The 21,459-nt window shown below is 54.8% G+C and carries 21 protein-coding genes, 1 tRNA gene and 1 pseudogene; 14 read left to right on the top strand and 9 right to left on the bottom strand.

Annotated elements, in window-relative coordinates; genetic code table 11:
- The first annotated feature begins 100 nt into the window (after positions 1–100).
- Positions 101–775 carry an FkbM family methyltransferase gene (locus ACZ1HF_RS03770; protein WP_472656246.1) on the top strand — a complete coding sequence of 225 codons (675 nt, stop codon included), beginning with the start codon at positions 101–103 and terminating at the stop codon, positions 773–775.
- Between the two features lie 15 nt (positions 776–790).
- Here ACZ1HF_RS03770 and ACZ1HF_RS03765 read toward each other — a convergent pair whose 3' ends face one another.
- The 4 genes and pseudogenes from ACZ1HF_RS03765 to trpB all read right to left on the bottom strand — a co-directional run bounded on the left by ACZ1HF_RS03765 (position 791) and on the right by trpB (position 4,770).
- Positions 791–1,321: a site-2 protease family protein gene (locus ACZ1HF_RS03765; RefSeq protein WP_472656245.1), complete on the bottom strand. Its 531-nt coding sequence runs from the start codon at positions 1,319–1,321 to the stop codon at positions 791–793.
- Between the two features lie 271 nt (positions 1,322–1,592).
- Entirely contained in the window at positions 1,593–2,723 is a 1,131-nt protein-coding gene (locus ACZ1HF_RS03760; protein WP_472656244.1) for a slipin family protein, read from the bottom strand.
- 391 nt (positions 2,724–3,114) lie between these two features.
- Positions 3,115–3,187 (bottom strand) — tRNA-Arg (locus ACZ1HF_RS03755).
- Positions 3,188–3,539: 352 nt separating this feature from the next.
- A pseudogene (gene trpB, locus ACZ1HF_RS03750) lies at positions 3,540–4,770 on the bottom strand (tryptophan synthase subunit beta).
- A 520-nt stretch (positions 4,771–5,290) separates the two neighbouring features.
- On the opposite strand from trpB, the gene hemP reads away from it, so the two are divergent.
- The 8 genes from hemP to ACZ1HF_RS03710 are packed head-to-tail and all read left to right on the top strand — an operon-like array spanning position 5,291 to position 11,585.
- Positions 5,291–5,458, top strand: a complete 168-nt coding sequence (hemP, locus tag ACZ1HF_RS03745) for a hemin uptake protein HemP (RefSeq protein ID WP_472656243.1) — start codon at positions 5,291–5,293, stop codon at positions 5,456–5,458.
- Positions 5,455–5,946 carry a hypothetical protein gene (locus ACZ1HF_RS03740; RefSeq protein ID WP_472656242.1) on the top strand — a complete coding sequence of 164 codons (492 nt, stop codon included), beginning with the start codon at positions 5,455–5,457 and terminating at the stop codon, positions 5,944–5,946. The genes hemP and ACZ1HF_RS03740 overlap by 4 nt, the downstream gene beginning before the upstream one ends.
- 11 nt (positions 5,947–5,957) lie before the next feature.
- Complete coding sequence (locus ACZ1HF_RS03735) at positions 5,958–7,220, top strand: imelysin family protein (RefSeq protein ID WP_472656241.1); 1,263 nt, start codon at positions 5,958–5,960, stop codon at positions 7,218–7,220.
- Between the two features lie 22 nt (positions 7,221–7,242).
- Entirely contained in the window at positions 7,243–7,509 is a 267-nt protein-coding gene (locus ACZ1HF_RS03730; protein ID WP_472656240.1) for a (2Fe-2S)-binding protein, read from the top strand.
- Positions 7,484–7,969, top strand: a complete 486-nt coding sequence (gene bfr, locus ACZ1HF_RS03725; protein ID WP_472656239.1) for a bacterioferritin — start codon at positions 7,484–7,486, stop codon at positions 7,967–7,969. Before ACZ1HF_RS03730 ends, bfr begins: the two co-directional genes overlap by 26 nt.
- Entirely contained in the window at positions 7,941–9,488 is a 1,548-nt protein-coding gene (locus ACZ1HF_RS03720; protein WP_472658972.1) for a di-heme oxidoreductase family protein, read from the top strand. The genes bfr and ACZ1HF_RS03720 overlap by 29 nt, the downstream gene beginning before the upstream one ends.
- The gene (locus ACZ1HF_RS03715) at positions 9,485–10,501 is read left to right on the top strand and encodes an imelysin family protein (protein WP_472656238.1); all 1,017 of its coding nucleotides are present in this window, start codon (positions 9,485–9,487) and stop codon (positions 10,499–10,501) included. The genes ACZ1HF_RS03720 and ACZ1HF_RS03715 overlap by 4 nt, the downstream gene beginning before the upstream one ends.
- Before the next feature lies 1 nt (position 10,502).
- Positions 10,503–11,585, top strand: coding sequence for a DUF1513 domain-containing protein (locus ACZ1HF_RS03710; RefSeq protein ID WP_472656237.1), 1,083 nt, complete (start codon positions 10,503–10,505; stop codon positions 11,583–11,585).
- 478 nt (positions 11,586–12,063) lie between these two features.
- On the opposite strand, the gene tsf is transcribed toward ACZ1HF_RS03710, so the two are convergent.
- Both tsf and rpsB read right to left on the bottom strand, forming a co-directional pair.
- A complete protein-coding gene (gene tsf / locus ACZ1HF_RS03705) occupies positions 12,064–12,939 on the bottom strand; it encodes a translation elongation factor Ts (protein WP_472656236.1) in 876 nt (291 codons plus the stop codon).
- A 90-nt stretch (positions 12,940–13,029) separates the two neighbouring features.
- On the bottom strand, positions 13,030–13,863 hold the full coding sequence (gene rpsB / locus ACZ1HF_RS03700; RefSeq protein ID WP_472656235.1) for a 30S ribosomal protein S2: 834 nt from the start codon (positions 13,861–13,863) through the stop codon (positions 13,030–13,032).
- A 172-nt stretch (positions 13,864–14,035) separates the two neighbouring features.
- Between rpsB and ACZ1HF_RS03695 the strand changes: the two genes are divergently transcribed.
- From ACZ1HF_RS03695 to ACZ1HF_RS03680, 4 genes are all read left to right on the top strand, one after another.
- The gene (locus ACZ1HF_RS03695; RefSeq protein ID WP_472656234.1) at positions 14,036–14,917 is read left to right on the top strand and encodes a PfkB family carbohydrate kinase; all 882 of its coding nucleotides are present in this window, start codon (positions 14,036–14,038) and stop codon (positions 14,915–14,917) included.
- Positions 14,914–15,825: a pseudouridine-5'-phosphate glycosidase gene (locus ACZ1HF_RS03690; protein ID WP_472656233.1), complete on the top strand. Its 912-nt coding sequence runs from the start codon at positions 14,914–14,916 to the stop codon at positions 15,823–15,825. The genes ACZ1HF_RS03695 and ACZ1HF_RS03690 overlap by 4 nt, the downstream gene beginning before the upstream one ends.
- An 83-nt stretch (positions 15,826–15,908) precedes the next feature.
- Positions 15,909–16,646, top strand: coding sequence for a DUF502 domain-containing protein (locus ACZ1HF_RS03685; RefSeq protein ID WP_472656232.1), 738 nt, complete (start codon positions 15,909–15,911; stop codon positions 16,644–16,646).
- Positions 16,647–16,711: 65 nt separating this feature from the next.
- A complete protein-coding gene (locus ACZ1HF_RS03680) occupies positions 16,712–17,392 on the top strand; it encodes a dimethylsulfonioproprionate lyase family protein (protein ID WP_472656231.1) in 681 nt (226 codons plus the stop codon).
- Positions 17,393–17,593: 201 nt separating this feature from the next.
- Here ACZ1HF_RS03680 and ACZ1HF_RS03675 read toward each other — a convergent pair whose 3' ends face one another.
- Positions 17,594–17,956, bottom strand: a complete 363-nt coding sequence (locus ACZ1HF_RS03675) for an NTF2 fold immunity protein (RefSeq protein WP_472656230.1) — start codon at positions 17,954–17,956, stop codon at positions 17,594–17,596.
- A gap of 311 nt (positions 17,957–18,267) precedes the next feature.
- On the opposite strand from ACZ1HF_RS03675, the gene ACZ1HF_RS03670 reads away from it, so the two are divergent.
- Positions 18,268–19,809 (top strand): trimethylamine methyltransferase family protein, encoded by a 1,542-nt coding sequence (locus ACZ1HF_RS03670; RefSeq protein ID WP_472656229.1) that lies wholly within the window; start codon positions 18,268–18,270, stop codon positions 19,807–19,809.
- Between the two features lie 135 nt (positions 19,810–19,944).
- On the opposite strand, the gene ACZ1HF_RS03665 is transcribed toward ACZ1HF_RS03670, so the two are convergent.
- Together ACZ1HF_RS03665 and eda are read right to left on the bottom strand one after the other, a co-directional pair.
- Positions 19,945–20,544 (bottom strand): outer membrane protein, encoded by a 600-nt coding sequence (locus ACZ1HF_RS03665; RefSeq protein ID WP_472656228.1) that lies wholly within the window; start codon positions 20,542–20,544, stop codon positions 19,945–19,947.
- A gap of 269 nt (positions 20,545–20,813) precedes the next feature.
- Complete coding sequence (gene eda / locus ACZ1HF_RS03660; protein ID WP_472656227.1) at positions 20,814–21,455, bottom strand: bifunctional 4-hydroxy-2-oxoglutarate aldolase/2-dehydro-3-deoxy-phosphogluconate aldolase; 642 nt, start codon at positions 21,453–21,455, stop codon at positions 20,814–20,816.
- Between the last annotated feature and the right edge of the window lie 4 nt (positions 21,456–21,459).

Below are 21,459 nucleotides of genomic sequence, written 5' to 3'. Positions count from 1 at the left end.
CTGTCGAATTGGTGGCGATGTGGGCAGTGTAAAGCGCAAGCCGAAAAGTGGGAACCGGTTTTCGGGTGAGCTTGCACATAAGATCAGTCTGGACGTCACGATGCAGTATGAACTCAACGGTGTTACACTCGACGTGCCCGATCATCTGGCGTTGCAGCCCTTGAAAGACAGCCTGACTGCGGGCCGTTACGAAAGGTCCGAAGCCTTTGCCGTGCAAAAGCACGTTCGTCCCGGTCATAAGGTCATGGAGCTTGGGGCTGGCATGGGGTATCTCAGCGTGATCAGCGCGCGTATTGCCGGACCTGAAAATGTCGTGGCGGTCGAGGCGAACCCGGATGTCATCCCCGTGTTGCGGAACAATCTTGATCGCAATGGTTGCAATGCTGTAACCGTCTTACACGGTGCCGTCGTGAATGATGAAAACGCAGGTCAGCCTATGCTGTTTCACAAGGCACGATCCTTTTGGGCGTCAGCACTGGCAGAAGAGACGTCACATCCATCCAGAGTGGTAGAAGTCCCTACCCTCGGGATCGGGCAACTTCTGACAGACCACCGTGCCGACATCGTGACCATGGACATCGAAGGAGCCGAGCAGTTTCTGTTCGATACGCCCTGGCCTGACCATGTCAAACACCTGCTGATCGAATTACACCCAAAACGCTATCCATACACAACGATCCAAAACATCTTCGACAATCTGTCCGGCGCGGGCCTGATCTACGATTGCGCGGTATCGCAAAAAAACGTGGTCGGCTTTAGGCGGGTACGGAAATGAGCCTTTGGCAAAGGTTCAAGCTGTTGCTTTGAGCATTTGCCAATGAAGCCGGATGGGCGGGAAAAACAGCAGCAGAAAGCCGAATGTTGCATAGCTGAGCAGCATCGCCGGAATCCACAGCAGCGCGAGGATTAACCCTACAGCACCTGCAATACGGGTTGCGGTGATAGATGGCAGAATGCGCATCAACCCCAGTTGAAATAGCTTGCCCCCATCCAGAGGTTGCACCGGGATCAGGTTGAACACCGCCAGAAACAGATTGATCATCGCCAACATTCTCAGCGCCCAACCTAGCATCTCGCCTTCCATGTAGGGTGCCACCAGCGACGCCACAGCCCAGATCACAAGGTTCACAATCGGGCCCATCGCTACGATCAGTTCGTCCTGATAGCGCGTAGCCGAGCGTGAGCGTTCGCAAAACCCGCCGCCTCCATGGATCATGATACGGCGCACCGGCACGCCCTGTATCAAGGAGCCCCATGCATGGCCCATTTCGTGCAGGAAGATCGAACCGATCAACAGGGCGACGAAAATCAGATCATACATGATTACTTGCGAACCACCTGAAAATGAGACGAAAATCAGGAATAGAAATAGAATGCTTGACCCAATTTGCACCGGCACACCAAAAGGACCGCGAAACTCGAAAATTGGATTATCATTGGAAAACATAGCGCGCGAACTCATGAACTTTTGAAAGCTGTTTCGCGCTGTTAGCACAGAATTATGAGCTTAGTTCGACAAAATTTTGATTTCAGGATTTTACAGGAAAGCCGTGCAAAAAGGCCACCCGAGGCTTCCCCCGGATGGCCCTGTCCTAGTCGCGCAGTTTGATGAGGTCATTCATCAAACCCTCCGTCCCGTTATGCACGGTCAGGCGTTCGACTTTGCCCGCGATAGCCTCCAATGCTTCAAGCTCTTTAAGCCGCAGCATCACAGGGTTCTCGGCCATGACCTTCGCCGTGTTCAGAAGCGAACGCGTCGCGTTCGTTTCTTCCCGACGCCGGATCACGTTGGCCTCGGCCGCCTTTTCTGCCGCCACAACGGAGGTCAGAATATCGCGCATCTCGCCAGGCAGGATCACGTCTTTCAACGCAATCGCACCCACCTCAACACCGATAGCAGCCATCTCGCCCCGCACCGCCTCGGCTGCTTCCGCGTCCACGGACACTTTATCAGCCAAAAGCGCATCAAGCGTCAGCGCGCCAAGCGTCTTGCGGAACGCCAGACCCAAGGCCCGGTGCAACGCTTCCTCGAAATCCTTGAGCGCAGTCACTGCTTTCACAGGGTCCGTGACCCGGAAATCAGCTGCGAGATTGACCCGCAAAGTCACCCGGTCTTTGGTCAGGATCTCGTGACCCGTCACATCATGGTTTCGCCAGCGCATGTCGACCATCTTGACGTGGATCTTGCGGCCCAGCGTCCAGAAGCGATGTGTCCCGGCTTTCAACGTCTCTGTCAGAACACCGTCAACGAACATCAGCCCGACATCTGCCTCGGCCACTTCAACAACGGTCATCTTCGTCGTCATCCGCGCCCGCGCCAGACGATCGCCCAAAACCTTAGGAACTGCCCGGTCCGCGCTGACATCCAAACGCTCAAGCGTCCAGGGGCCAGCCGCCGTCCAGACAAGCGCACGTGTCTCGGGCGACATCACCTCGTGCAATTTGCCATCGCGCGAGATAACTGCGACCTCGTCAACATCGGTGCGCAGCTCGGTCAAATGCGCTGCAACCAGATCAGGCCGTTCGCGTCGCATAGCGTCCTCGAAGGCAGAGACGAATTCAGGCCGGGTCAGGTTGTGGGTCTCAAGCACATCTTTTGCTTTGAGCATATGTTCCCCGGCACCGATCACATCGACCAGTTTGCCTTTGCGAAACACAAGCGCACGTTCACCTTCGGTCAGCGTCACACGACGCAGGCCCATTACTTTATCTATTATTTTCATCGTCTTCTTCCTTCTTTTATCGTCGCTACAACACGCACGATCTCCTTTTGTTTCTGTTTGGGTTAGGGGGCTTTTGAGGCCCGGTTGATAAACTTGTGGTGGATGCCCGGCCCCTGCCCTGTCCCAACCCACGCGGATCAGTGAGGAGCGGGGCGCGGGCCGATGCGGTGGGGATCAGGCGCTCGAAAGCTCCGTCACCTGACCGCAAAGGCCCTTGCCCGTCACCCGCCGACCGGCGCAAACCGGGGCGTTCGCTGGCGTCTTTGCCATTGGCCCGAAGGCTGTCTGGCGCGAACCCCTGCAAGCGCAGACAAGGCCCGGACATCCGTTAGATTTTCGATCGCGTTTCATGCGATTGGGAGTCGAACCCAAGGCGTCACCGCCTTACCGGTTTTGAAGGCGGGAATTGAACCCGCTACAAGAGGATTAGGAACCCGCTGCTCTACCAAATGAGCTACATCAAAAAAATGACATCAAAAGTCATCCCCTTCCATCATTGCGGCCTTGGCATACGCGGCGGGAAGCCCGTGCGCACCGGGGCAGTGATCACCTGCGCCCGTTAAGGTCCGAACCATTTGGTCGGGAGATGTGGAATAGGCGCGGGTCGGGATTCTGGCCACCTGCCTTATGACCCTACGTCAAACCCTGTTGCCGTCGCGCAACAAAATTACCCGTTCAGGTAATAAATGAAAAGGACAGCCATAACAGGTACCCCATTGCTGACCCTTAAAAGCGCTTTGGCCTTTCGCGAAGTTTCAAAGATTTTCTGACAGCATTTTCTTAAGACAGAATTGGCCGCGCCCATGGTCAAAAAAGTTATGCGCCGGTGTTCATCTCAAAATTCAGCGCTTTGGCGACAGTGAAAATGTCTTTGTCCCCGCGCCCACACATATTCATGCAGATCAGATGATCAGCTGGAAGATCAGGCGCGATTTTCATCACATGGGCCAATGCGTGGGATGGCTCCAAGGCGGGGATGATGCCTTCAAGTTCGCAACATAGCTGGAACGCTTCCAGCGCCTCAACATCGGTGATCGAGACATATTTCGCGCGCCCGATTTCATGCAGCCAGGAATGCTCCGGGCCGATACCGGGATAATCCAGACCGGCGGAAATACTGAAACCTTCAAGGATTTGCCCGTCATCATCTTGCAATAGATAAGTCCGGTTGCCATGCAGCACACCCGGACGCCCCCCGTCAAAGACGCGCAATGTTCCATCTTTTCGTTAACACCTTTGCCCCCGGCCTCGACACCGATGATGCTGACTTCCTTGTCATCAAGGAATGGGAAGAAAAGGCCCATCGCATTGGACCCACCGCCAATGGCAGCGATCAGCGTATCTGGCAGGCGGCCTTCGGCCTCTTGCATCTGCGCTTTGGCTTCTTTGCCGATAATCGCCTGAAAATCGCGCACCATGGCCGGGTAAGGGTGCGGGCCTGCAACCGTGCCGATGCAATAGAACGTGTCGCGCACATTCGTCACCCAATCGCGCAAGGCATCGTTCATTGCGTCCTTCAAAGTGCCGCGGCCAGAGGTAACAGGGACGACTTCGGCCCCAAGCAGGCGCATCCGAAACACGTTTGGTGCCTGCCGTTCGACATCATGGGCACCCATATAGACGATGCATTTCAGCCCGAATTTCGCGCAAACGGTTGCGGTTGCCACACCATGCTGCCCCGCGCCAGTCTCGGCAATGATCCGGGTTTTCCCCATACGACGCGCAAGGATGATCTGGCCCAGTACATTATTGATCTTATGCGCGCCTGTGTGGTTCAGCTCATCACGTTTGAGATAAACCTTTGCACCCCCAAATGCTCTGTCAGCCGCTCGGCATAATATAGCGGCGATGGGCGACCGACGTAATGCTTCCATAAGAAATCCATCTCGTCCCAGAAAGATTGATCGGTTTTGGCATGCTCATACTGCTCTTCCAGCTCAAGGATAAGCGGCATCAAAGTTTCCGAGACGAACCGTCCGCCGAAATCACCGAAGCGGCCGTTTTCATCGGGACCGGTCATAAAGCTGTTCAGCAGATCATCGTGCATATGTGCGTCTCCCTGTTGGCTTAAGATGATTACCCGTCTCAGCCCACGACGACAAGCGAAAGACGTTTGCAGCCTTTGTTGCTGGGTCATATCGCAAACCGACCAGCCGTATTTCTACTACGGACATCATAAAAGCGCCCCTATGAGGGGGCGGTGGCTGACACACGGATAAACTGGCCACATAGATATTGCGCTTCAGCTTGAGTTTATTTGTGATTTTTAATTCTGACTAAAAAAGTAGGATTGACTTATCTGATAAAATTACTCAGATTTAATTTAGTTTCTAGCCATCCCTTCAAAATATTGGGGAAGCCCGACAATCAACAGATGAAAGGACTTCCAAGATGCAAGACCTCGTAGACCATTTGAAAGAGCACAGTTTTGAACGCAGCACCCCACGCCCAGACCGATCCGAACTCGCAGATGTGTTAAATCAATCCGGTACATCTGATGGCCTTAGTATGGAATGGATTTTCGACCATTATATTCACAACAAAACTCCCGATGGGGGGCGAAAGTGATGTCGTTTCATTCGGCCAAGGAAACACTAAAACCTGCCCCGAACATGTTGCCAACATATTCAGCGGAAGACCTGACAAAGGGTGCGGACCAAGCGCAGATTGTTCTGGGCGATCAGACATATACGCTGCGCATCACGCGAGCTGGCAAATTGATTCTGACCAAATGACCAGCACACAGGAAAAACGTGGTGCTGCGCCTGTCGGCTTCATCACTGAACTGGATGGTATCGAGGCAGCGTCGGTTATATACTTTCGTCTTTGGTGCGACGGCCCCGACGCGCAAGCAATTGTTTGGAACGACTTTGCACACAGCCTTGGTGCTATCCAAGGTCGCAAGGCACTCAAGTCGTTTGAAAGCCTTTGCAAACTTTGCTCCCAACATGGGCGCAGACCATTGATGCGCCATTCCGTAAATTGCAAATGCCTTGGGTCTGACGAATCATGTTTTGCCAATTTCATAGCAACAGCAGCAACCGGGGATCGCGACGACGCAATGCTTATTGCGACTTTGCTTGTTCGTGCTGATGTCGCGCCGTTGATCACATCCTTGGCTGCAGATTTTGGCCTTGCCCTGAAACGTATGAACCTTTGTGCGCCCCGCGCCCATGGTGACAACGTGCGACCCATCCAATCCCAACCAACAACTCTTCACTGACAGGACTTTCCATGAAACACGTTTTCCTTTCCTCCACGGCGCTGTTTGTAGCCTTCGTCGCGCCAGCCCTTGCTGTTGAAAAGTCGGAGGTGTTGCAGACCTACGCCGATATTGCTGCCGCCAAATATGAGGACAGCCTTGTTACAGCACAAAACTTGCAGGCGGCAGTGAACGCTTTAACGCAAAACCCATCAGCCGAGGCATTGCAGGCCGCGAAAGACGCGTGGCTTGCGGCCCGTGTCCCCTATCAACAGACCGAGGTGTATCGCTTCGGCAACGCGATCGTGGATGATTGGGAAGGTAAGGTGAATGCATGGCCTCTGGACGAAGGGCTGATTGACTATGTAGACGCCTCTTACGGCGGTTCGTCAGATGAGAACGCTTTCGCTGCGTTGAACGTGGTGGCCAACCCCAGCTTTATTCTGTCGGGCCAAGAGATCGACGCAGGCAGCATCACCCCTGCCCTGCTTGAAGAAACCCTGCATGAAGCGGATGGCGTCGAGGCAAATGTGGCCACGGGCTACCATGCGATCGAATTCCTGCTGTGGGGGCAAGATCTGAATGGTCACGGCGACGGGGCTGGCAATCGTCCTTGGACCGATTATGCCACGGGTGATGCGTGCACGAATGGCAATTGCGACCGTCGCGGGGACTATTTGACCGCCGCGACGGACCTGCTGGTCTCTGATCTGGAATGGATGGCAGTGCAATGGGCCGATAATGGCGATGCACGGACAACTCTGATGTCGAATGAAGATACGGGGCTGGTCTCAATGCTAACAGGCATGGGGTCCCTGTCCTACGGCGAACAGGCGGGGGAACGGATGCGACTGGGCTTGATGCTCAATGATCCGGAAGAAGAACATTCCTGTTTTGCCGACAACACGCATAACGATCATTACTATGACGGTCTGGGCGTTCAGAATGTGTACTTAGGTGAATATGTCCGCATCGATGGTACATTGGTCTCGGGGCCGTCATTGTCCGACCTGGTCTCGGCGACTGACGCTGCGCTAGACGATGAAATGCGCAGCAAGCTTAGCACGACAATGATGGCATTGGGCCGTATCAAGACAGCATCCGAGGCAGGCTTTGCCTATGACCAGATGCTGGAACGTGGCAATGCGGCGGGTGAAGCGTTGATCATGGGCGGCGTGAACGGCCTGATCGACCAGACCCGCTCGATTGAGCGCGTTGTCACTGCCCTTGGTGTCGACCAGATCGCATTTGAGGGATCAGACAGCCTCGACGATCCTGACGCTGTGTTCCAATAAATTCACATAAGGTCTTGTCATCATGATTATCTGCCATTGTCAGCATATCACCGCCGAAGACATCCATGCTGCTATTGACTGGATGCGGGCTGCCGATGACAAGACCATTATCACCCCAGGCAAAGTTTATCGTGCATTGGGTAAGGCTGCGGATTGCGGTGGATGTATGCCGCTGTTCCTGTCAACCATGCGCAGCAACAACAATCTAGAAGTCCCCATGCACCTGCGGAATTTGAAATCCGCAGCAACACAGGAAACTCAAAATGAACGGCGACAAGAAAGTTATTGAATATCTCAACGATGCGCTTCGCAGTGAATTGACAGCAGTCAGCCAATATTGGCTACACTACCGGATGCAGGAAGATTGGGGGCTTGGTCACATGGCCAAGAAATCCCGCGAGGAAAGCATCGAAGAGATGAACCATGCGGACAAGCTCATCGCCCGCATCCTGTTTCTGGGAGGTCATCCCAACTTGCAAAAGCTGGACCCGCTAAGGATTGGGCAAACCCCAAAAGAAACGCTGGAATGCGATTTAGCCGCTGAACATGGCGCGCGGGATTTGTACATGGAAGCGCGTAAACACTGCGAAGCCGTGGGTGATTTCGTGACCAAGAATATCTTCGAAGAATTGCTAAGCGATGAAGAAGGTCACATCGACTTTCTGGAAACACAACTTGATCTCGTGGCGAAACTTGGTGAAGAAAAATATGCCCAGCTTAATGCGTCAAAAATGGATGAAGCCGAGTAGCTTTGCGCTTGTCGCTTTGGTGGCGGGCACTGTTGCATTGGCAGGCGGGCCTGCTGATGGTCCGATTTGGGAACTTGGAGACCCGCATCTAAACGTGATCCCGCGCACCCCCAAGGAAGCCGCACGCATAGCGGCGGCTACGGCTGTTGCGACCGACTTTTCTGCGCCTCAACGGTTTGAAGAAAAGCCCGCGGGGGCTGCGACTGTACGGGTCTTGCCCGACACAAATGCTTTCTCGCAGCCTTCGGGCAACATCACCTTCGAGGACGAGCTGAATTTTAAAGTCGGCAACGGGCTTTTCCGCAAGCTCTGGGTGTCTTCCCCGTCCTCCACCTTGGCATCTGACGGTCTGGGGCCGCTTTATAATGCGCGATCCTGCCAGCGGTGTCATATCAAAGACGGGCGCGGACACCCGCCGGAAAATGCCGAAGATAACGCGATTTCCATGTTTTTGCGGGTGTCTATTCCCGGAGGTGACCCAATCGCCGAGATCAAAGACTACATCGCCACCCTGCCCGATCCGACCTATGGCACGCAGTTGCAGGATTTTGCTGTGCAGGGTCATCCTTCAGAATACCGTCTCGATATCACCTATAAGGAAGAGATCGTCACTCTGGCAGATGGCCTACAGGTCTCTCTACGACATCCCACTTATAAAGCGGCTGATCTAGGCTACGGACCGCTGCACCCCGACGCGATGCTCAGCCCGCGCATAGCTCCGCAGATGATTGGTCTGGGATTGCTGGAGGCGATCCCTGCCGCCGATATTCTCGCGGGTGCAGACCCTGATGATCTGGATGGCGACGGTATTTCCGGTCGCCCAAATGTTGTGTGGTCGGCAGAGTTTGATCAACCGATGCTGGGCCGTTTTGGGCTTAAAGCAGGCGCACCAACGGTGAAGCATCAATCTGCGGGTGCCTTTGCTGGCGACATTGGCATATCAAACCCGCTTTTCCCTGCGGGGGCCGGGGAATGTACGCCAGCCCAGACCACCTGCCAGAACGCGATCCACGGTGATGGCGACGACCGGGGCACAGAGGTTGACGCAGAAGGTCTTGATTTGGTTACGTTCTACAGCCGAAACCTTGGTGTGCCTGCCCGGCGCGATGTGGATGATCCACAAGTGTTGCGCGGTAAAGAGCTGTTCTATTCCACGGGCTGCACTGCTTGTCACACCCCCAGCTTTGTGACCCACAGGCTTGAAGATCAACCAGAGCAGAGCTTCCAACTGATCTGGCCCTACACCGACATGTTGCTGCATGACATGGGGCCAGACTTGGCGGACAATCGCCCGGAGGCACGGGCCACAGGTCAGGAATGGCGGACGCCGCCACTCTGGGGTATTGGGCTGACAGAGCAGGTCAGCGGCCACACCTATTTTCTGCATGACGGGCGCGCGCGGTCTTTGCTGGAGGCTGTATTGTGGCACGGTGGTGAGGCGCAGGCCCAAAGGGACGCGGTGGTCGATATGATAACCGACGACCGGGATGCCCTGATCGCATTTCTGGAGAGCTTATGAAACAGATCGCCCTGACAGCCGTTTTACTGACCGCGCCCGTGGTAACGCAGGCTGAGACTGTTAACCCAGTGATCGACAGTATCGTTCAAACGCATATCCTGCCAAGGTTTGAGACCCTGACCGAACAGGCTCAGATATTGGCCGTTGTGGCCGCGCTAGACTGTGACCCTGCCACCAAAGCCTTACGCACCGCCTATGGCGATGCTTTCGATGCATGGATTTCTGCCAGCCATTTGCGGTTCGGCCCGACAGAGGTGGATGATCGCGCCTTTGCCCTCGCATTTTGGCCTGATAGCCGAGGGGCCACGCCCCGCGCCCTTGGTGGCCTGATTGCCGATGAGGACCCGATCGTCAATTCCATGGACGCTTACAGCGAAGTCTCTATCGCTGCCCGTGGGTTCTACGCGATGGAGTTTCTGCTGTATGATGACGCTTTGATGGCAGCGGGTAATCAGACCTACCATTGCACACTTATCCAAACGATCAGCGCTGATATTGCCGCGATCTCGCAACACATCCTGGACGATTGGCAACCCGACTACGCCAATGCAATGCTGCAACCGGGTGTCGATAGCCCTTACCGCAGCGATGAAGAAGTCCTGCAAGAGCTGTTCAAAGCCCTGACAACGGGTCTTCAGTTCACAGCCGAGACACGTCTTGGACGACCATTGGGCACGTTTGAACGCCCTCGCCCAATACGGGCCGAGGTGCGTCGCTCAGGCCGTTCCGCGCACCATGTGATGCTCAGCCTGCGGGCACTTCAGAACCTCGCCACCCTTTTGGCGGGTGATGATACTGAATTGGCAACGGCCCTTGATGACAGCTTTAATGACGCCCTGTCGCAATTGGCCGATTTGAATGATCCCGTCTTTGCCGGTGTCGCTGACCCCCAGACCCGCCTTAAGGTCGAGATCGTTCAACAATCTGTGGATGCCATTAGAACCAAGGTCCGCGACGCGCTAGGCCCAACCCTTGGTGTGGCGGCGGGTTTTAACTCTTTGGATGGGGACTGACATGGTTTTGCCAAAGACAGGACGCCGCCAATTCCTGAGCGGCCTACTCGCCGCAGGTCTGATGCCAAGGCCCACATGGGCCGACGCAGGGTCGCCTGCGTTTCTGTCTGCCGCGGCGCGGCCAGATGGCAATTTTGTGCTTTGCGGGATCGGGGAAGATCTTCAAATCCGTTTTGAATTGCCTTTGCCTGCGCGTGGCCACGCCGCAGCCGCCCATCCAACCCACCCCGAGGCCGTGGCTTTCGCCCGCCGCCCAGGCACATTCGCCATAGTGATCGATTGCGTGTCGGGGGTGCAAAAGGCCGTGCTCGAATCCCCAGAGGGGCGGCATTTCTATGGGCATGGGGCGTTTTCATCCGATGGAAGCCTGTTGTTCACGACCGAAAATGATTTTGAGGCCGGAGAAGGCCGTATCGGTGTCTGGGATACCCAGCATGGTTATGCCCGCGTCGATGAATGGAGTAGTGGCGGCATCGGCCCGCACGACATCAAACGCCTTCCCGGCACCGAGACTCTGGTCGTGGCCAATGGCGGGATCGATACGCACCCTGACACGGGCCGCACGAAACTCAACATTCCAACGATGGCGCCAAACCTGACTTATATAGATCAGGGCGCACCTGTTGAGACCGCCATGCTGCCCCGAAAAATGCATAAGAACTCTATCCGGCATCTTGCAATCAGCTCTGAAGGCCATGTCGCGTTTGGAATGCAATGGCAGGGTGACGGCCCGGTCGAAACCCTTGTTGGCACGCATCAGCGTGGCGCGCCAATCGTGCTAATGCAGGCCCCCAAAGAGCAGGTGCGCAGGATGAACGGCTACATAGGCAGCATTGCGATTTCTTCTGACAGCAGCACAGTCGTCGTGACCTCGCCCCGCGGCGGTTGGGTGCAGTTTTACCATCTGGAAACGACGTCTCTTGCTGACACATTGGCGCTGGAAGATGTCTGCGGCGTGGCGGCGCTTGGCCCATCCTTTACCGTGACCTCTGGGACAGGCGTTGTGCGTCGTATATTGCCATCCGGCCCTAACAACATGACCCGAGCGGGTTTGTTATGGGATAATCATTTGATCACTGTTTAAGCAGCAGTGGGATTAGAATCGTTAGGCGTTTTCAAAGCTGTAAGGCTCTACCACCGCGCAATGGTCTAAAACACGAAACATGGCAGTTCAGAACCTACCAGAAATGGGAGCCTGATTATCAAAAGGCTTTGGTTATTAACAAAAAGTAGGGAAACACGTACTTTGCCAGATGCATCAGTCAGGTAATGATCAACATGTTCCGTGAGTGGTGGCTTTATGCCATGGAACTCTTCATCGAGGGTGCGTTTTTAGGATTATAAAAGCAATCTCTTGGTCCGGACTACCGGATTTGCCGTCTTTACAGTTGTATAGTTCTTCTGGAAAGACGGCACCCTCTTCTCCCCGGTCCATGACCCCACATGGACCACATATGAAAAACGGTACGAAGGAAAACCTTCGTACCGTTTTTTGTTGCGACTATGAATTTCACAGATCAGGTGTCGGAAACCGTCTTGTGCGATGGTTTCCGAGCTTTGGCTCAACCCTTGAGTTGCGCTGCAACTTCTTCGGCAAAGTTTTCTTCTTTTTTCTCGATCCCCTCGCCAACTTCGAGACGAATGAAGCCAGTGATTTCGACGCCGGCTTCTTTTGCGGCGGCACCGACCGTCAGATCAGGGTTAACCACGAAAGACTGATTCAGCAGCGTGACCTCAGCCATGTATTTCTTCATCCGGCCCATGATCATCTTCTCGATAACAGCTTCTGGTTTACCGCTTTCGCGAGCAATATCCATTTGAACCTGTTTCTCTTTTTCGATCACAGACGGGTCCAGATCCGCTTCTGACAATGATGCAGGGTTTACAGCGGCAACATGCATTGCAACCTGCTTGCCAAAGGCTTCGTTTTCCGCGGACAAAGCCACTAGAACGCCGATTTTACCCATACCGTCTGCGACTGCATTATGCACATAGGACGTGACGGAAGCCCCGGATAGTTTGGCCATCCGGCGCACCGACATATTCTCGCCAATCGTCGCGATTTTGTCGGTGATCGTATCCTCGACGGATTTGCCACCAAGATCAGCCGCCTTCAGTGCATCGACATCGTCCACGCCAAGTGCTGCCTCGGCAATGGCAGCCACCATCGTCTGGAATTCAGCGTTTTTGCCAACAAAATCTGTTTCCGAGTTAACTTCAACAGCAACCCCAGTGCCGCCTTGGGTTTTCACCGCAACAAGACCTTCGGCCGCAGTACGGCCTGATTTCTTGGCGGCCTTCGCCAGACCTTTGGTGCGCAGCCAGTCAACAGCGGCTTCCATATCGCCATCTGTTTCGGTCAATGCCTTCTTGGCGTCCATCATGCCCGCGCCTGTGCTGTCGCGCAGCTCTTTCACCATTGCAGCGGTAATCGCCATCTTATGGTTCTCCTGTTATCAGTGTTTGGGTTTCGGAAGGCAGGTTCACGCGCCCTGCGCTTCCGGAGTTAAATCAAAACGAGGTAACGATTAGGCTTCGGCCTTGGTCTCGGTTGCCTCTTCGGTGGCGGTCGCTTCTGCAGTAGGTTCTTCCGCTGCTGCGGGTTCTGGGGCTTCAACAGCTTCTTCAGCCGGAGCTTCAGACATTGCCCCAATATCAACGCCAGCAGCGCCCATCTGGGCTTGCATACCATCAAGTGCTGCACGTGCGACCAGATCGCAATACAGCGCAATCGCACGGGCCGCGTCGTCATTGCCGGGGATCAGATAATCCACGCCATCGGGCGAGCAGTTCGTGTCAACAACTGCAATGACCGGAATGCCAAGTTTCTTAGCTTCGGCAATTGCCAGATCTTCCTTGTTGACGTCGATGACAAACAACAAATCCGGCACGCCACCCATTTCGCGGATACCACCAAGGGACGCTTGCAGCTTGCCCTGATCACGTTCCATGCCAAGACGTTCTTTCTTGGTCAGACCCTCGGCCCCGCCATCCATGGCTTCGTCGATCTGCTTGAGACGGCTGATCGAATTTGACACGGTTTTCCAGTTGGTCAGCGTACCGCCAAGCCAGCGGTGGTTCATGTAATACTGCGCGCATTTCTCGGCTGCTTCAGCAATCGGGCGCTGCGCCTGACGCTTTGTGCCAACAAACAAAACGCGGCCACCTTTAGCTGTTGTATCCCGCACGATCTGCAATGCCTGATCCAGCATCGGAACCGTCTGCGTAAGATCCATAATGTGAATACCATTCTTGGCACCGTAGATATACGGGGCCATACGTGGGTTCCAACGTTGGGTCTGGTGACCAAAGTGAACGCCAGCTTCCAAAAGCTGACGGAGCGAAAATTCTGGCAAAGCCATGTCCGTTTTCCTTTCCGGTTTAATCCTCAGCGGGGTGTCAGAGCTTTTGCTCAACCGGTGGACCATGCCGGGATGTCTCCCCGGATCGCCCGACCCCGCCTGTGAAGTACGCAGCCTTTAGACCATCAAAAACACTCTTGCAACTCTTATATACGCCAGACATTAAAGCGCCATGATCCGTCAACCTGACATTCTGTGCATCGGCTCGGTCCTGTGGGACATTATTGGTCGTGCAACGGCCCATATGCATGTGGGCAGCGATGTCCCAGGCCGTATCACTCGCCTGCCCGGCGGGGTTGCGATGAATATTGCCATGGCGCTGAAAGCTTATGGGATGTCCCCTGCCCTGCTCAGCACAATCGGGCGTGATGAAGAGGGCAAAGACCTGCTGCACGCCTGTACCCGGTTAGGGATTTTGACGGACCATATCTATCTATCCGAAGACCTGCCGACGGATCGCTATATGGCCATCGAAGGCGGTAATGGGCTGATCGCTGCCATCGCAGATGCCCATTCTCTGGAAGCTGCTGGGGACAAGATATTGCGCCCGCTGCTTAGCGGAGCATTGCAAGGCTGGAGCGGCCTTATTGCAGTCGACGGAAACCTGACGCTGAGCTTACTGGAAGACATAGCACGCAACCCTGTCTTTGCGCAGGCAGACCTGCGCATCGCGCCAGCGTCGCCCGGCAAAGCGGAGCGGCTATCGCCGTTTCTGGATCATGCGACTGCGACGCTCTACCTCAACCTAGAGGAAGCAGGCCTTTTGCTACATTCCCGCCCTGATACAACGGCCGAGGCCGCGCACGCCTTGTTGCAACGCGGGCTTTACCGTGTGCTGGTTACGGATGGTCCTCGCCAGACGACTGTGGCAACGCAAGACGACACTATTACCTTGATGCCGCCCGAGGTGCTTGTTACCCGCGTTACGGGGGCTGGCGACACGTTTATGGCGGCCCATATCGCGGCGGAGGCCAAAGGGCTGCAGGGTGCAGCCTCTTTGCAATCTGCGCTGGATGCCGCTGCGACTTACATTTCCGGAGAGAATTACGAATGACCCCGATCTTATCTGAAAGCGTGGCACATGCGATGGCCAAAGGCCAACCTGTCGTAGCCCTCGAAAGCACGATCATCACCCATGGCATGCCCTACCCACAAAATGTGCAGACAGCGCGTCAGGTTGAAGACGTGATCACGCAGTCCGGTGCGGTGCCTGCTACGATTGCCGTGCTAGACGGTCAGTTGCATGTGGGGTTGGAGGCAGACCAGCTTGAGGCGCTTGCCCAAGCCAAAAACGTCGCCAAACTGTCCCGCGCTGATATGGCGGTGGCAATGGCGGCTGGCAAAACCGGTGCGACGACCGTTGCGGCCACGATGATCGCGGCACGACTGGCAGGGATCAAGGTCTTCGCAACGGGTGGCATTGGTGGCGTGCATCGTGGGGCAGAAACCAGTTTCGACATTTCCGCCGACCTGCAGGAACTGGCGCAAACGCCCGTGACAGTCGTGGCTGCGGGGGCCAAGGCCATTCTGGATCTGCCCAAAACACTGGAAGTGTTGGAGACGCTGGGCGCGCCGGTGATTGCCTATGGCCAAGACACATTGCCCGCGTTCTGGTCTCGCCAATCTGACCTACCTGCCCCGTTGCGACTGGATAGTGCAAAAGACATTGCAAACGCCCACCTGATGCGCGCCCATCTTGGCCTGCCCGGTGGCCAGCTTATTGCCAATCCGATCCCCGAAGTTGACGAAATCCCGCAAGACATTCTTGCGCCCCTGATTGCCCAGGCCCTGTCCGAAGCCGAGGCGCAGGGCATCACGGCCAAAGCCGTCACACCCTTCCTGTTGGCCCGGATTTTTGAATTGACGGACGGGCGCTCCTTGACGGCTAACATCGCTTTAGTGCTCAATAATGCGCGTTTGGCAGCTGAGATCGCTTCAGAACTAACGAAATTGCAAGAATAAATGTATTATGCGGCCCTGTAACGCTTGTGCGACAGAGCAACAGGTCATAGATAAAAGTTTGCAGTTCTACGGCGTAATAAACAATGTCCACTGACGACCCTTTTGACGATCACAAACCTGTGCGCAAGCCAGGCGTTTTGGCGCGATTGCGCGGCAACTTTCTGGCGGGGTTAATCATCATCGCCCCTATCGGCCTGACACTGTGGCTGATTTGGACCGTTGTGGGTTGGATCGACAGTTGGGTTTGGCCGTTCATTCCCTACGCCTATCAACCCGAACAACTGGTCAATCGCTGGTTCGGCGATCCAGAGGCGGTTGAGCCGATCAAAGTCAATGTTCGTGGGATCGGCGTGGTTGTCTTCTTGATTTTTACTGTGATTGTCGGTTGGATGGGCAAGGGCATCATGGGCCGGTCCTTCCTACGCTGGGGGGAACAGCTTGTTGACCGCATGCCCGTGGTTCGATCAATCTACAACGGCGTGAAGCAGATTGCCGAGACAGTATTTTCTCAACGCGAAACATCGTTCGAGCGGGCTTGTCTCGTCGAATATCCCCGCCGGGGTATCTGGGCGATTGCCTTCATCTCGACCGGCGCCAAAGGTGAAATCGCAAGCGGCATCCCGGTGGATGATGACAAAGTATCGGTGTTTTTGCCAACGACCCCTAACCCAACGTCAGGCTTTTTGCTTTTTGTCCCCCGCAAGGATGTGATCGAGCTGGATATGAGCGTCGAAGACGCCGCCAAACTGGTGATCTCAGCCGGTCTGGTCTACCCGAACGACAAAGACCCAAGCACACCGCCCGCATTGGCTGCGCAGTAAATATCGCTTGCACATAATCCATTCTGCGTCTCAAACTTCACTGGCATACAGCTTGCGAGGTTTTTATGACAGAACCAGCCTACACATCTGAGACGTCAGCAGGTCAAAGCCTGAAGAATGTCCCAAACCTTCGCTACTTGCTGCATGAGTATTACGAGCTGTACCGCTACATGCCGTCCGGCGGAAGCGACAAGATCCGCAGCCACCAGCGTGCTGTGCGCGAAACGATCAGCCGGGTGATCAAGTCTGACCCGAAAGTGGTCCGCCGCCCGGCCCATGATTTGCCTGTCACAGACCATCTCACACGTGCCTTAAATGAAGGACGCATGGACAGGATGGCTTCCGTCATTCAGGCCCATGAGGCGGTCTCGGACTACCTGAGCTGGGAATATGGCTATGACAAAGTCCCGCCAGGGCTGTCGCAGAAATACGGGTATGCCGAGATCGTTGGCCCCAACGGGCCAGTCATAACAACCGAAATGACCTTGGGGATCGTCCTGTTTGCCCCCGGATGCACCTACCCGGCCCATGCACATAAGGGGATTACGGAAAGCTATATTTGCCTGTCCGGTGCGGTGAGCGAAAACCATCAGGGCGTTTATGCACCGGGTTCGATGATCTTTAATCCACCCGGACAAATGCACCGCATAACCGTTTCAAAAGATGAACCCGCGCTTTTGGCTTATGCCTGGGTTGGTGCGCCGGACATTCTTGTCTCAAATACCATGAGGTTTGGTAAACCCTGAGGCAGATCGCAGTATCCAGTAAAGAAGGCTCTTACGACACCTTCGCTACAATGTTCACCAATGTCCGGTTCAAGAAGCACCTCAGTTCGCCACGTCATGCACGAACTGGTAAGACGTGGGACAAAACTGCCGTTCCTCTTGCCTCAAAAGACTTGAGGAAGCCATTTCCCTTTCTGGGGCTGTATCTCTTGCGCGTGTCGATCAAAAGCCTGCCTTTTTGACTAGATGCAACTGATAACGTGAGCATTCGTTTCTACCCCACTCAGCGATGATCTTATTCTTCTTTCTTGTGACCGAAATTTCGCTCTGGTGAACAGGTTCGTACTCGAAGAAACCTTCGACGCCATAACTGATCTCGTTTAGCAAACCGTTAGATCTTTTCTTGTCAGTGCAGTACCTGCCGATAATCTTCTTGGCAGCCCTCTTCATCAGCCTTTCTTCCTGCACGTCGTTCACTTCGGGATCTGCCTCAAGAGCGTTGCAGTATATCTCCCACTCATTCATGTCCTTTAGAAAAGCACATACCACTTTCTTTGCATCAGCGAGTTCCACATCGTCAGACAAATTGATTATCCCATGTTGTCAACTTTATGAAAAAACATACTGCCAATCAGCTTTGAAATAAATTCCTAGGAATTGTTTGCTTTGGCTTTCTCAACCTCAATCTGAAAACGACGTATTTGCCGCAAACAGGACAGACCAGCGGTATTTATTCAGCGATTATGCATAGCAGGAGAGCACTATGCAGCACCGCACATGCAAACTGCTTTTGATTGAGCGAACAATCGGCGCGTGCCGTGGGCGCGCTGCACGCGGGCGCCCTGCAGAAAATCTACTGCGCCGCCTGCTCCTTTCCTGATATTCCCGGATTTCCCATGACACAACATATCCATTCCCCACGTCGCGCCGGTGGCCGGGCGGCAAGGCATGCTTTGCGTGCAGCCCCTTTGCCTGATGACAAACGACCTGTTTTTGTAGGTCTTAAAGGCGGCGCTTACAAGCCGCTTAGTTCAGCTGATATAGAACGCATTCATGACGCAGCGCTCACAGCATTGGAACAGATCGGCCTTGCGGATGCTCCGCCAAGCGGGATCACCTATATGTGCAATGCCGGCGCCACGCTTGGGGATGATGGCCGGTTGCGGTTTTCGCGCGCTTTGGTCGAGGATATGCTGGCGCTGGCCGCCCGTGATCTGACGCTGCACGGTCGGAATCCCGTCCATGATCTGCATTTGACGGGTACCAGAGTGCATTACGGTACGGCAGGTGCTGCGGTGCATATGGTGGATGTGGCCGGGCGCACATATCGCGATAGCAGTCTTCAAGATCTGTTTGATGCTGCAAAAATCGTCAATCAGCTCGACAATATCCATTTTCTGCAAAGACCGATGGTCGCGCGGGACATAACTGACAATTACGAAATGGATATCAATACGATCTACGCCTGTTGCCGTGGCACCTCGAAACATATCGGGACATCATTTTGTGAGGTTGAGCATGTGGCTGGCGCGCTGCACTTGCTGCATATGATTGCTGGCAGCGATAATATATGGCGCAGCAGACCGTTTGTTTCCAACACCAATTGCTTCGTTGTACCCCCAATGAAATTCGCCACTGATGCCTGCCGGGTGATGGAGGCGTGTATTGAAGGCGATATGCCTGTCCTTTTGCTCTCGGCCGGTCAGGCGGGCGCAACTGCACCTGCCTCTATTGCCGGGGCAATTGTACAGTCGGTCGCCGAATGCCTAGCAGGTGTTGTTTATGTTAACGCGATCAAGCCGGGTCATCCAGCCGTTTTCGGCACCTGGCCTTTCGTGTCTGATCTGCGCACTGGAGCTATGTCGGGCGGATCAGGGGAACAGGCCCTTCTAAGCGCAGGTTGCGCGCAGATGCACCAGTTTTATAGGTTGCCCGGTGGGGCCGCTGCGGGGATTGCCGATGCAAAGCTGCCCGATATGCAGGCGGGATGGGAACAGGGCATTTCCAATGTCATGGCGGGATTGTCCGGCCTGAATATGGTCTATGAGGCAGCAGGCATGCACGCGTCCCTGCTTGGGTTTTGTCATGAAAGCCTGATCCTGGGCAATGATCTGATTGGGCATGCATTGCGCTGTGTCCGTGGGATTGACGTCACCGACGACACATTGAATCTGGAGGTGATGCGTGAGGTCTGTTTGGGCGGGCCGGGTCATTATCTGGGCAGCAATCAGACCTTAAGCCTCATGGAGACGGAATATATCTATCCCCAACTAGCCGACCGTACTTCTCCAAAGGAATGGATGGAGAATGGCAAACCGGATTTGCTTGAGAAAGCCACAATGCAGAAAAATTCAATTCTGAAATCACCATCAGATGCAGAGTTCGCCCCTGCCCTGGATGCGGCCCTTCGAGGTGCTTTTGAGATACATCTTGATTAGGGCCAATTCCGCCCCAGAGATCTAAAGAGCCTTGGATATGAATAACCCCGCGCCATAAGGGTGACGCGGGGCATCCATCCGGGAATATCTGCCTTTGAGGGAAGGGAGGAAGGGGTGGACAGATATCCCCCGGTGTCAGAATTTGAATGAGGCGCGTGCCTGCAAAGTCGTGGCATCGATATCAACACCGGACCCATCAAAATCGTTGAAGTCATGATACAAAAGCTGACCGCCCAAAACGAACGACTCGCTCAGCATATAGTCAGCACCAACACCGACAACATAGCCTGTATCGGACAGCTCGGCCGTACCAACACTTGCATCTGCCTGCGCCGCACCAAGCACGCCGTAATACAGAAGACTTCCTGCATCATAACCGGCCTTCAACTTCAGACGGGCAACTGAGTCCAGCTCGCCCGCATCCGCACCAAGATCAATGCTGGCGACGTCATAATCCAGTTCACCACCAAGGACATAATTGCCAAAATCATACTGATACCCTGCGTGCAGACCGCCAATCGCACCATCGCCGTCCAATGTGCCGGTTGAGCTGTCAACATCACCATATCCAACCTGACCACCGACATAAGCGCCAGTCCAGTCATTGCCAAATGTCAGCGGCTCGGGTTCCGTCAGGACCTGCGGCGCAGGTTCAAGAGGCGGCTCCGTAATATTACCCGCAATGGCTGGAACAGCCAACACTGCCGCTATAGCTGCCATAGATAGAGTCTTCATTTGTTTGCTCCTTACATAGTCATTTATCGAAGCACCACTGCATTATGCGTTCGATTGAAGGTGACATATGATGGAATTTTACGGTTGCATCCCCCTTCTCGCGTCTGCAGCAAAACCCGGCTAAAACATGCTCAATTCGCCCCCTCGCCATCGGCGGGGAATAGCGGACCAAGCCGTATTGACTGATTTCCGATCACAATCGCGAGCGCTGAGCCTTGAAATCAGAAATCGTTATTTAAAGGGGTGGAATTGGTTCCGGCCTATCGTGCCTATCGTGATAAGGCTGCGGCATCTTTTGCAAGGGCGGCAATGCCATCCCAATCACCCGATTGCACTTTTTCACTTGGCGCAACCCAGCTGCCGCCAGCGCATATGACGTTCTTTAACGCCAGATAGTCTGCTGCATTTGACGGGCTGACCCCGCCGGTGGGGCAGAAACTGACTTGCGGGATTGGCGCACCAATAGCTTTGAGCGCCGCCGCACCGCCTGATGCCTCTGCCGGGAAAAACTTCAGCATCGTATAACCACGCTCTAGCAGGCGCATTGCCTCAGTCGCCGTCGCAGCACCGGGCAACAGGGGCAGGTCCGCGTCCTCACAAGCGTCCAACAGAAGATCGGTCGCGCCGGGCGAGACGCCGAATTGAGCGCCGGCCTTCTTTGCCGCAATAACATCATCCGGGGTCAGAAGCGTCCCTGCCCCGACCACACCGCCTTCGATCTTTGCCATCTCGGCAATCACCTCAAGGGCTGCGGGCGTGCGCAAAGTGACCTCCAATGCGAGCAGACCACCGGCCACAAGCGCTGTCGCCAACGGGGCCGCATGAGCGGCATCCTCGACAACCAATACGGGAACAATCGGGGCCAGCAGACAGATGTCGCGAGCTTTTGCGCTGGCGGTTTGTGGGGTCATCTCA

The organism is Litoreibacter sp. GN1-5 (genome assembly GCF_055693805.1).
This window is presented reverse-complemented; position numbering and strand designations above follow the sequence as displayed.

Excerpts from the sequence above, each read along its gene's own strand:
- ACZ1HF_RS03770 (WP_472656246.1), top strand. The coding sequence starts at position 101 with ATGCAGTATGAACTCAACGGTGTTACACTCGACGTGCCCGATCATCTG.
- ACZ1HF_RS03765 (WP_472656245.1), bottom strand. The coding sequence starts at position 1,321 with ATGTATGATCTGATTTTCGTCGCCCTGTTGATCGGTTCGATCTTCCTG.
- ACZ1HF_RS03760 (WP_472656244.1), bottom strand. The coding sequence starts at position 2,723 with ATGAAAATAATAGATAAAGTAATGGGCCTGCGTCGTGTGACGCTGACC.
- hemP (WP_472656243.1), top strand. The coding sequence starts at position 5,291 with ATGTCGTTTCATTCGGCCAAGGAAACACTAAAACCTGCCCCGAACATG.
- ACZ1HF_RS03740 (WP_472656242.1), top strand. The coding sequence starts at position 5,455 with ATGACCAGCACACAGGAAAAACGTGGTGCTGCGCCTGTCGGCTTCATC.
- ACZ1HF_RS03735 (WP_472656241.1), top strand. The coding sequence starts at position 5,958 with ATGAAACACGTTTTCCTTTCCTCCACGGCGCTGTTTGTAGCCTTCGTC.
- ACZ1HF_RS03730 (WP_472656240.1), top strand. The coding sequence starts at position 7,243 with ATGATTATCTGCCATTGTCAGCATATCACCGCCGAAGACATCCATGCT.
- bfr (WP_472656239.1), top strand. The coding sequence starts at position 7,484 with ATGAACGGCGACAAGAAAGTTATTGAATATCTCAACGATGCGCTTCGC.
- ACZ1HF_RS03720 (WP_472658972.1), top strand. The coding sequence starts at position 7,941 with ATGCGTCAAAAATGGATGAAGCCGAGTAGCTTTGCGCTTGTCGCTTTG.
- ACZ1HF_RS03715 (WP_472656238.1), top strand. The coding sequence starts at position 9,485 with ATGAAACAGATCGCCCTGACAGCCGTTTTACTGACCGCGCCCGTGGTA.
- ACZ1HF_RS03710 (WP_472656237.1), top strand. The coding sequence starts at position 10,503 with ATGGTTTTGCCAAAGACAGGACGCCGCCAATTCCTGAGCGGCCTACTC.
- tsf (WP_472656236.1), bottom strand. The coding sequence starts at position 12,939 with ATGGCGATTACCGCTGCAATGGTGAAAGAGCTGCGCGACAGCACAGGC.
- rpsB (WP_472656235.1), bottom strand. The coding sequence starts at position 13,863 with ATGGCTTTGCCAGAATTTTCGCTCCGTCAGCTTTTGGAAGCTGGCGTT.
- ACZ1HF_RS03695 (WP_472656234.1), top strand. The coding sequence starts at position 14,036 with ATGATCCGTCAACCTGACATTCTGTGCATCGGCTCGGTCCTGTGGGAC.
- ACZ1HF_RS03690 (WP_472656233.1), top strand. The coding sequence starts at position 14,914 with ATGACCCCGATCTTATCTGAAAGCGTGGCACATGCGATGGCCAAAGGC.
- ACZ1HF_RS03685 (WP_472656232.1), top strand. The coding sequence starts at position 15,909 with ATGTCCACTGACGACCCTTTTGACGATCACAAACCTGTGCGCAAGCCA.
- ACZ1HF_RS03680 (WP_472656231.1), top strand. The coding sequence starts at position 16,712 with ATGACAGAACCAGCCTACACATCTGAGACGTCAGCAGGTCAAAGCCTG.
- ACZ1HF_RS03670 (WP_472656229.1), top strand. The coding sequence starts at position 18,268 with ATGACACAACATATCCATTCCCCACGTCGCGCCGGTGGCCGGGCGGCA.
- ACZ1HF_RS03665 (WP_472656228.1), bottom strand. The coding sequence starts at position 20,544 with ATGAAGACTCTATCTATGGCAGCTATAGCGGCAGTGTTGGCTGTTCCA.
- eda (WP_472656227.1), bottom strand. The coding sequence starts at position 21,455 with ATGACCCCACAAACCGCCAGCGCAAAAGCTCGCGACATCTGTCTGCTG.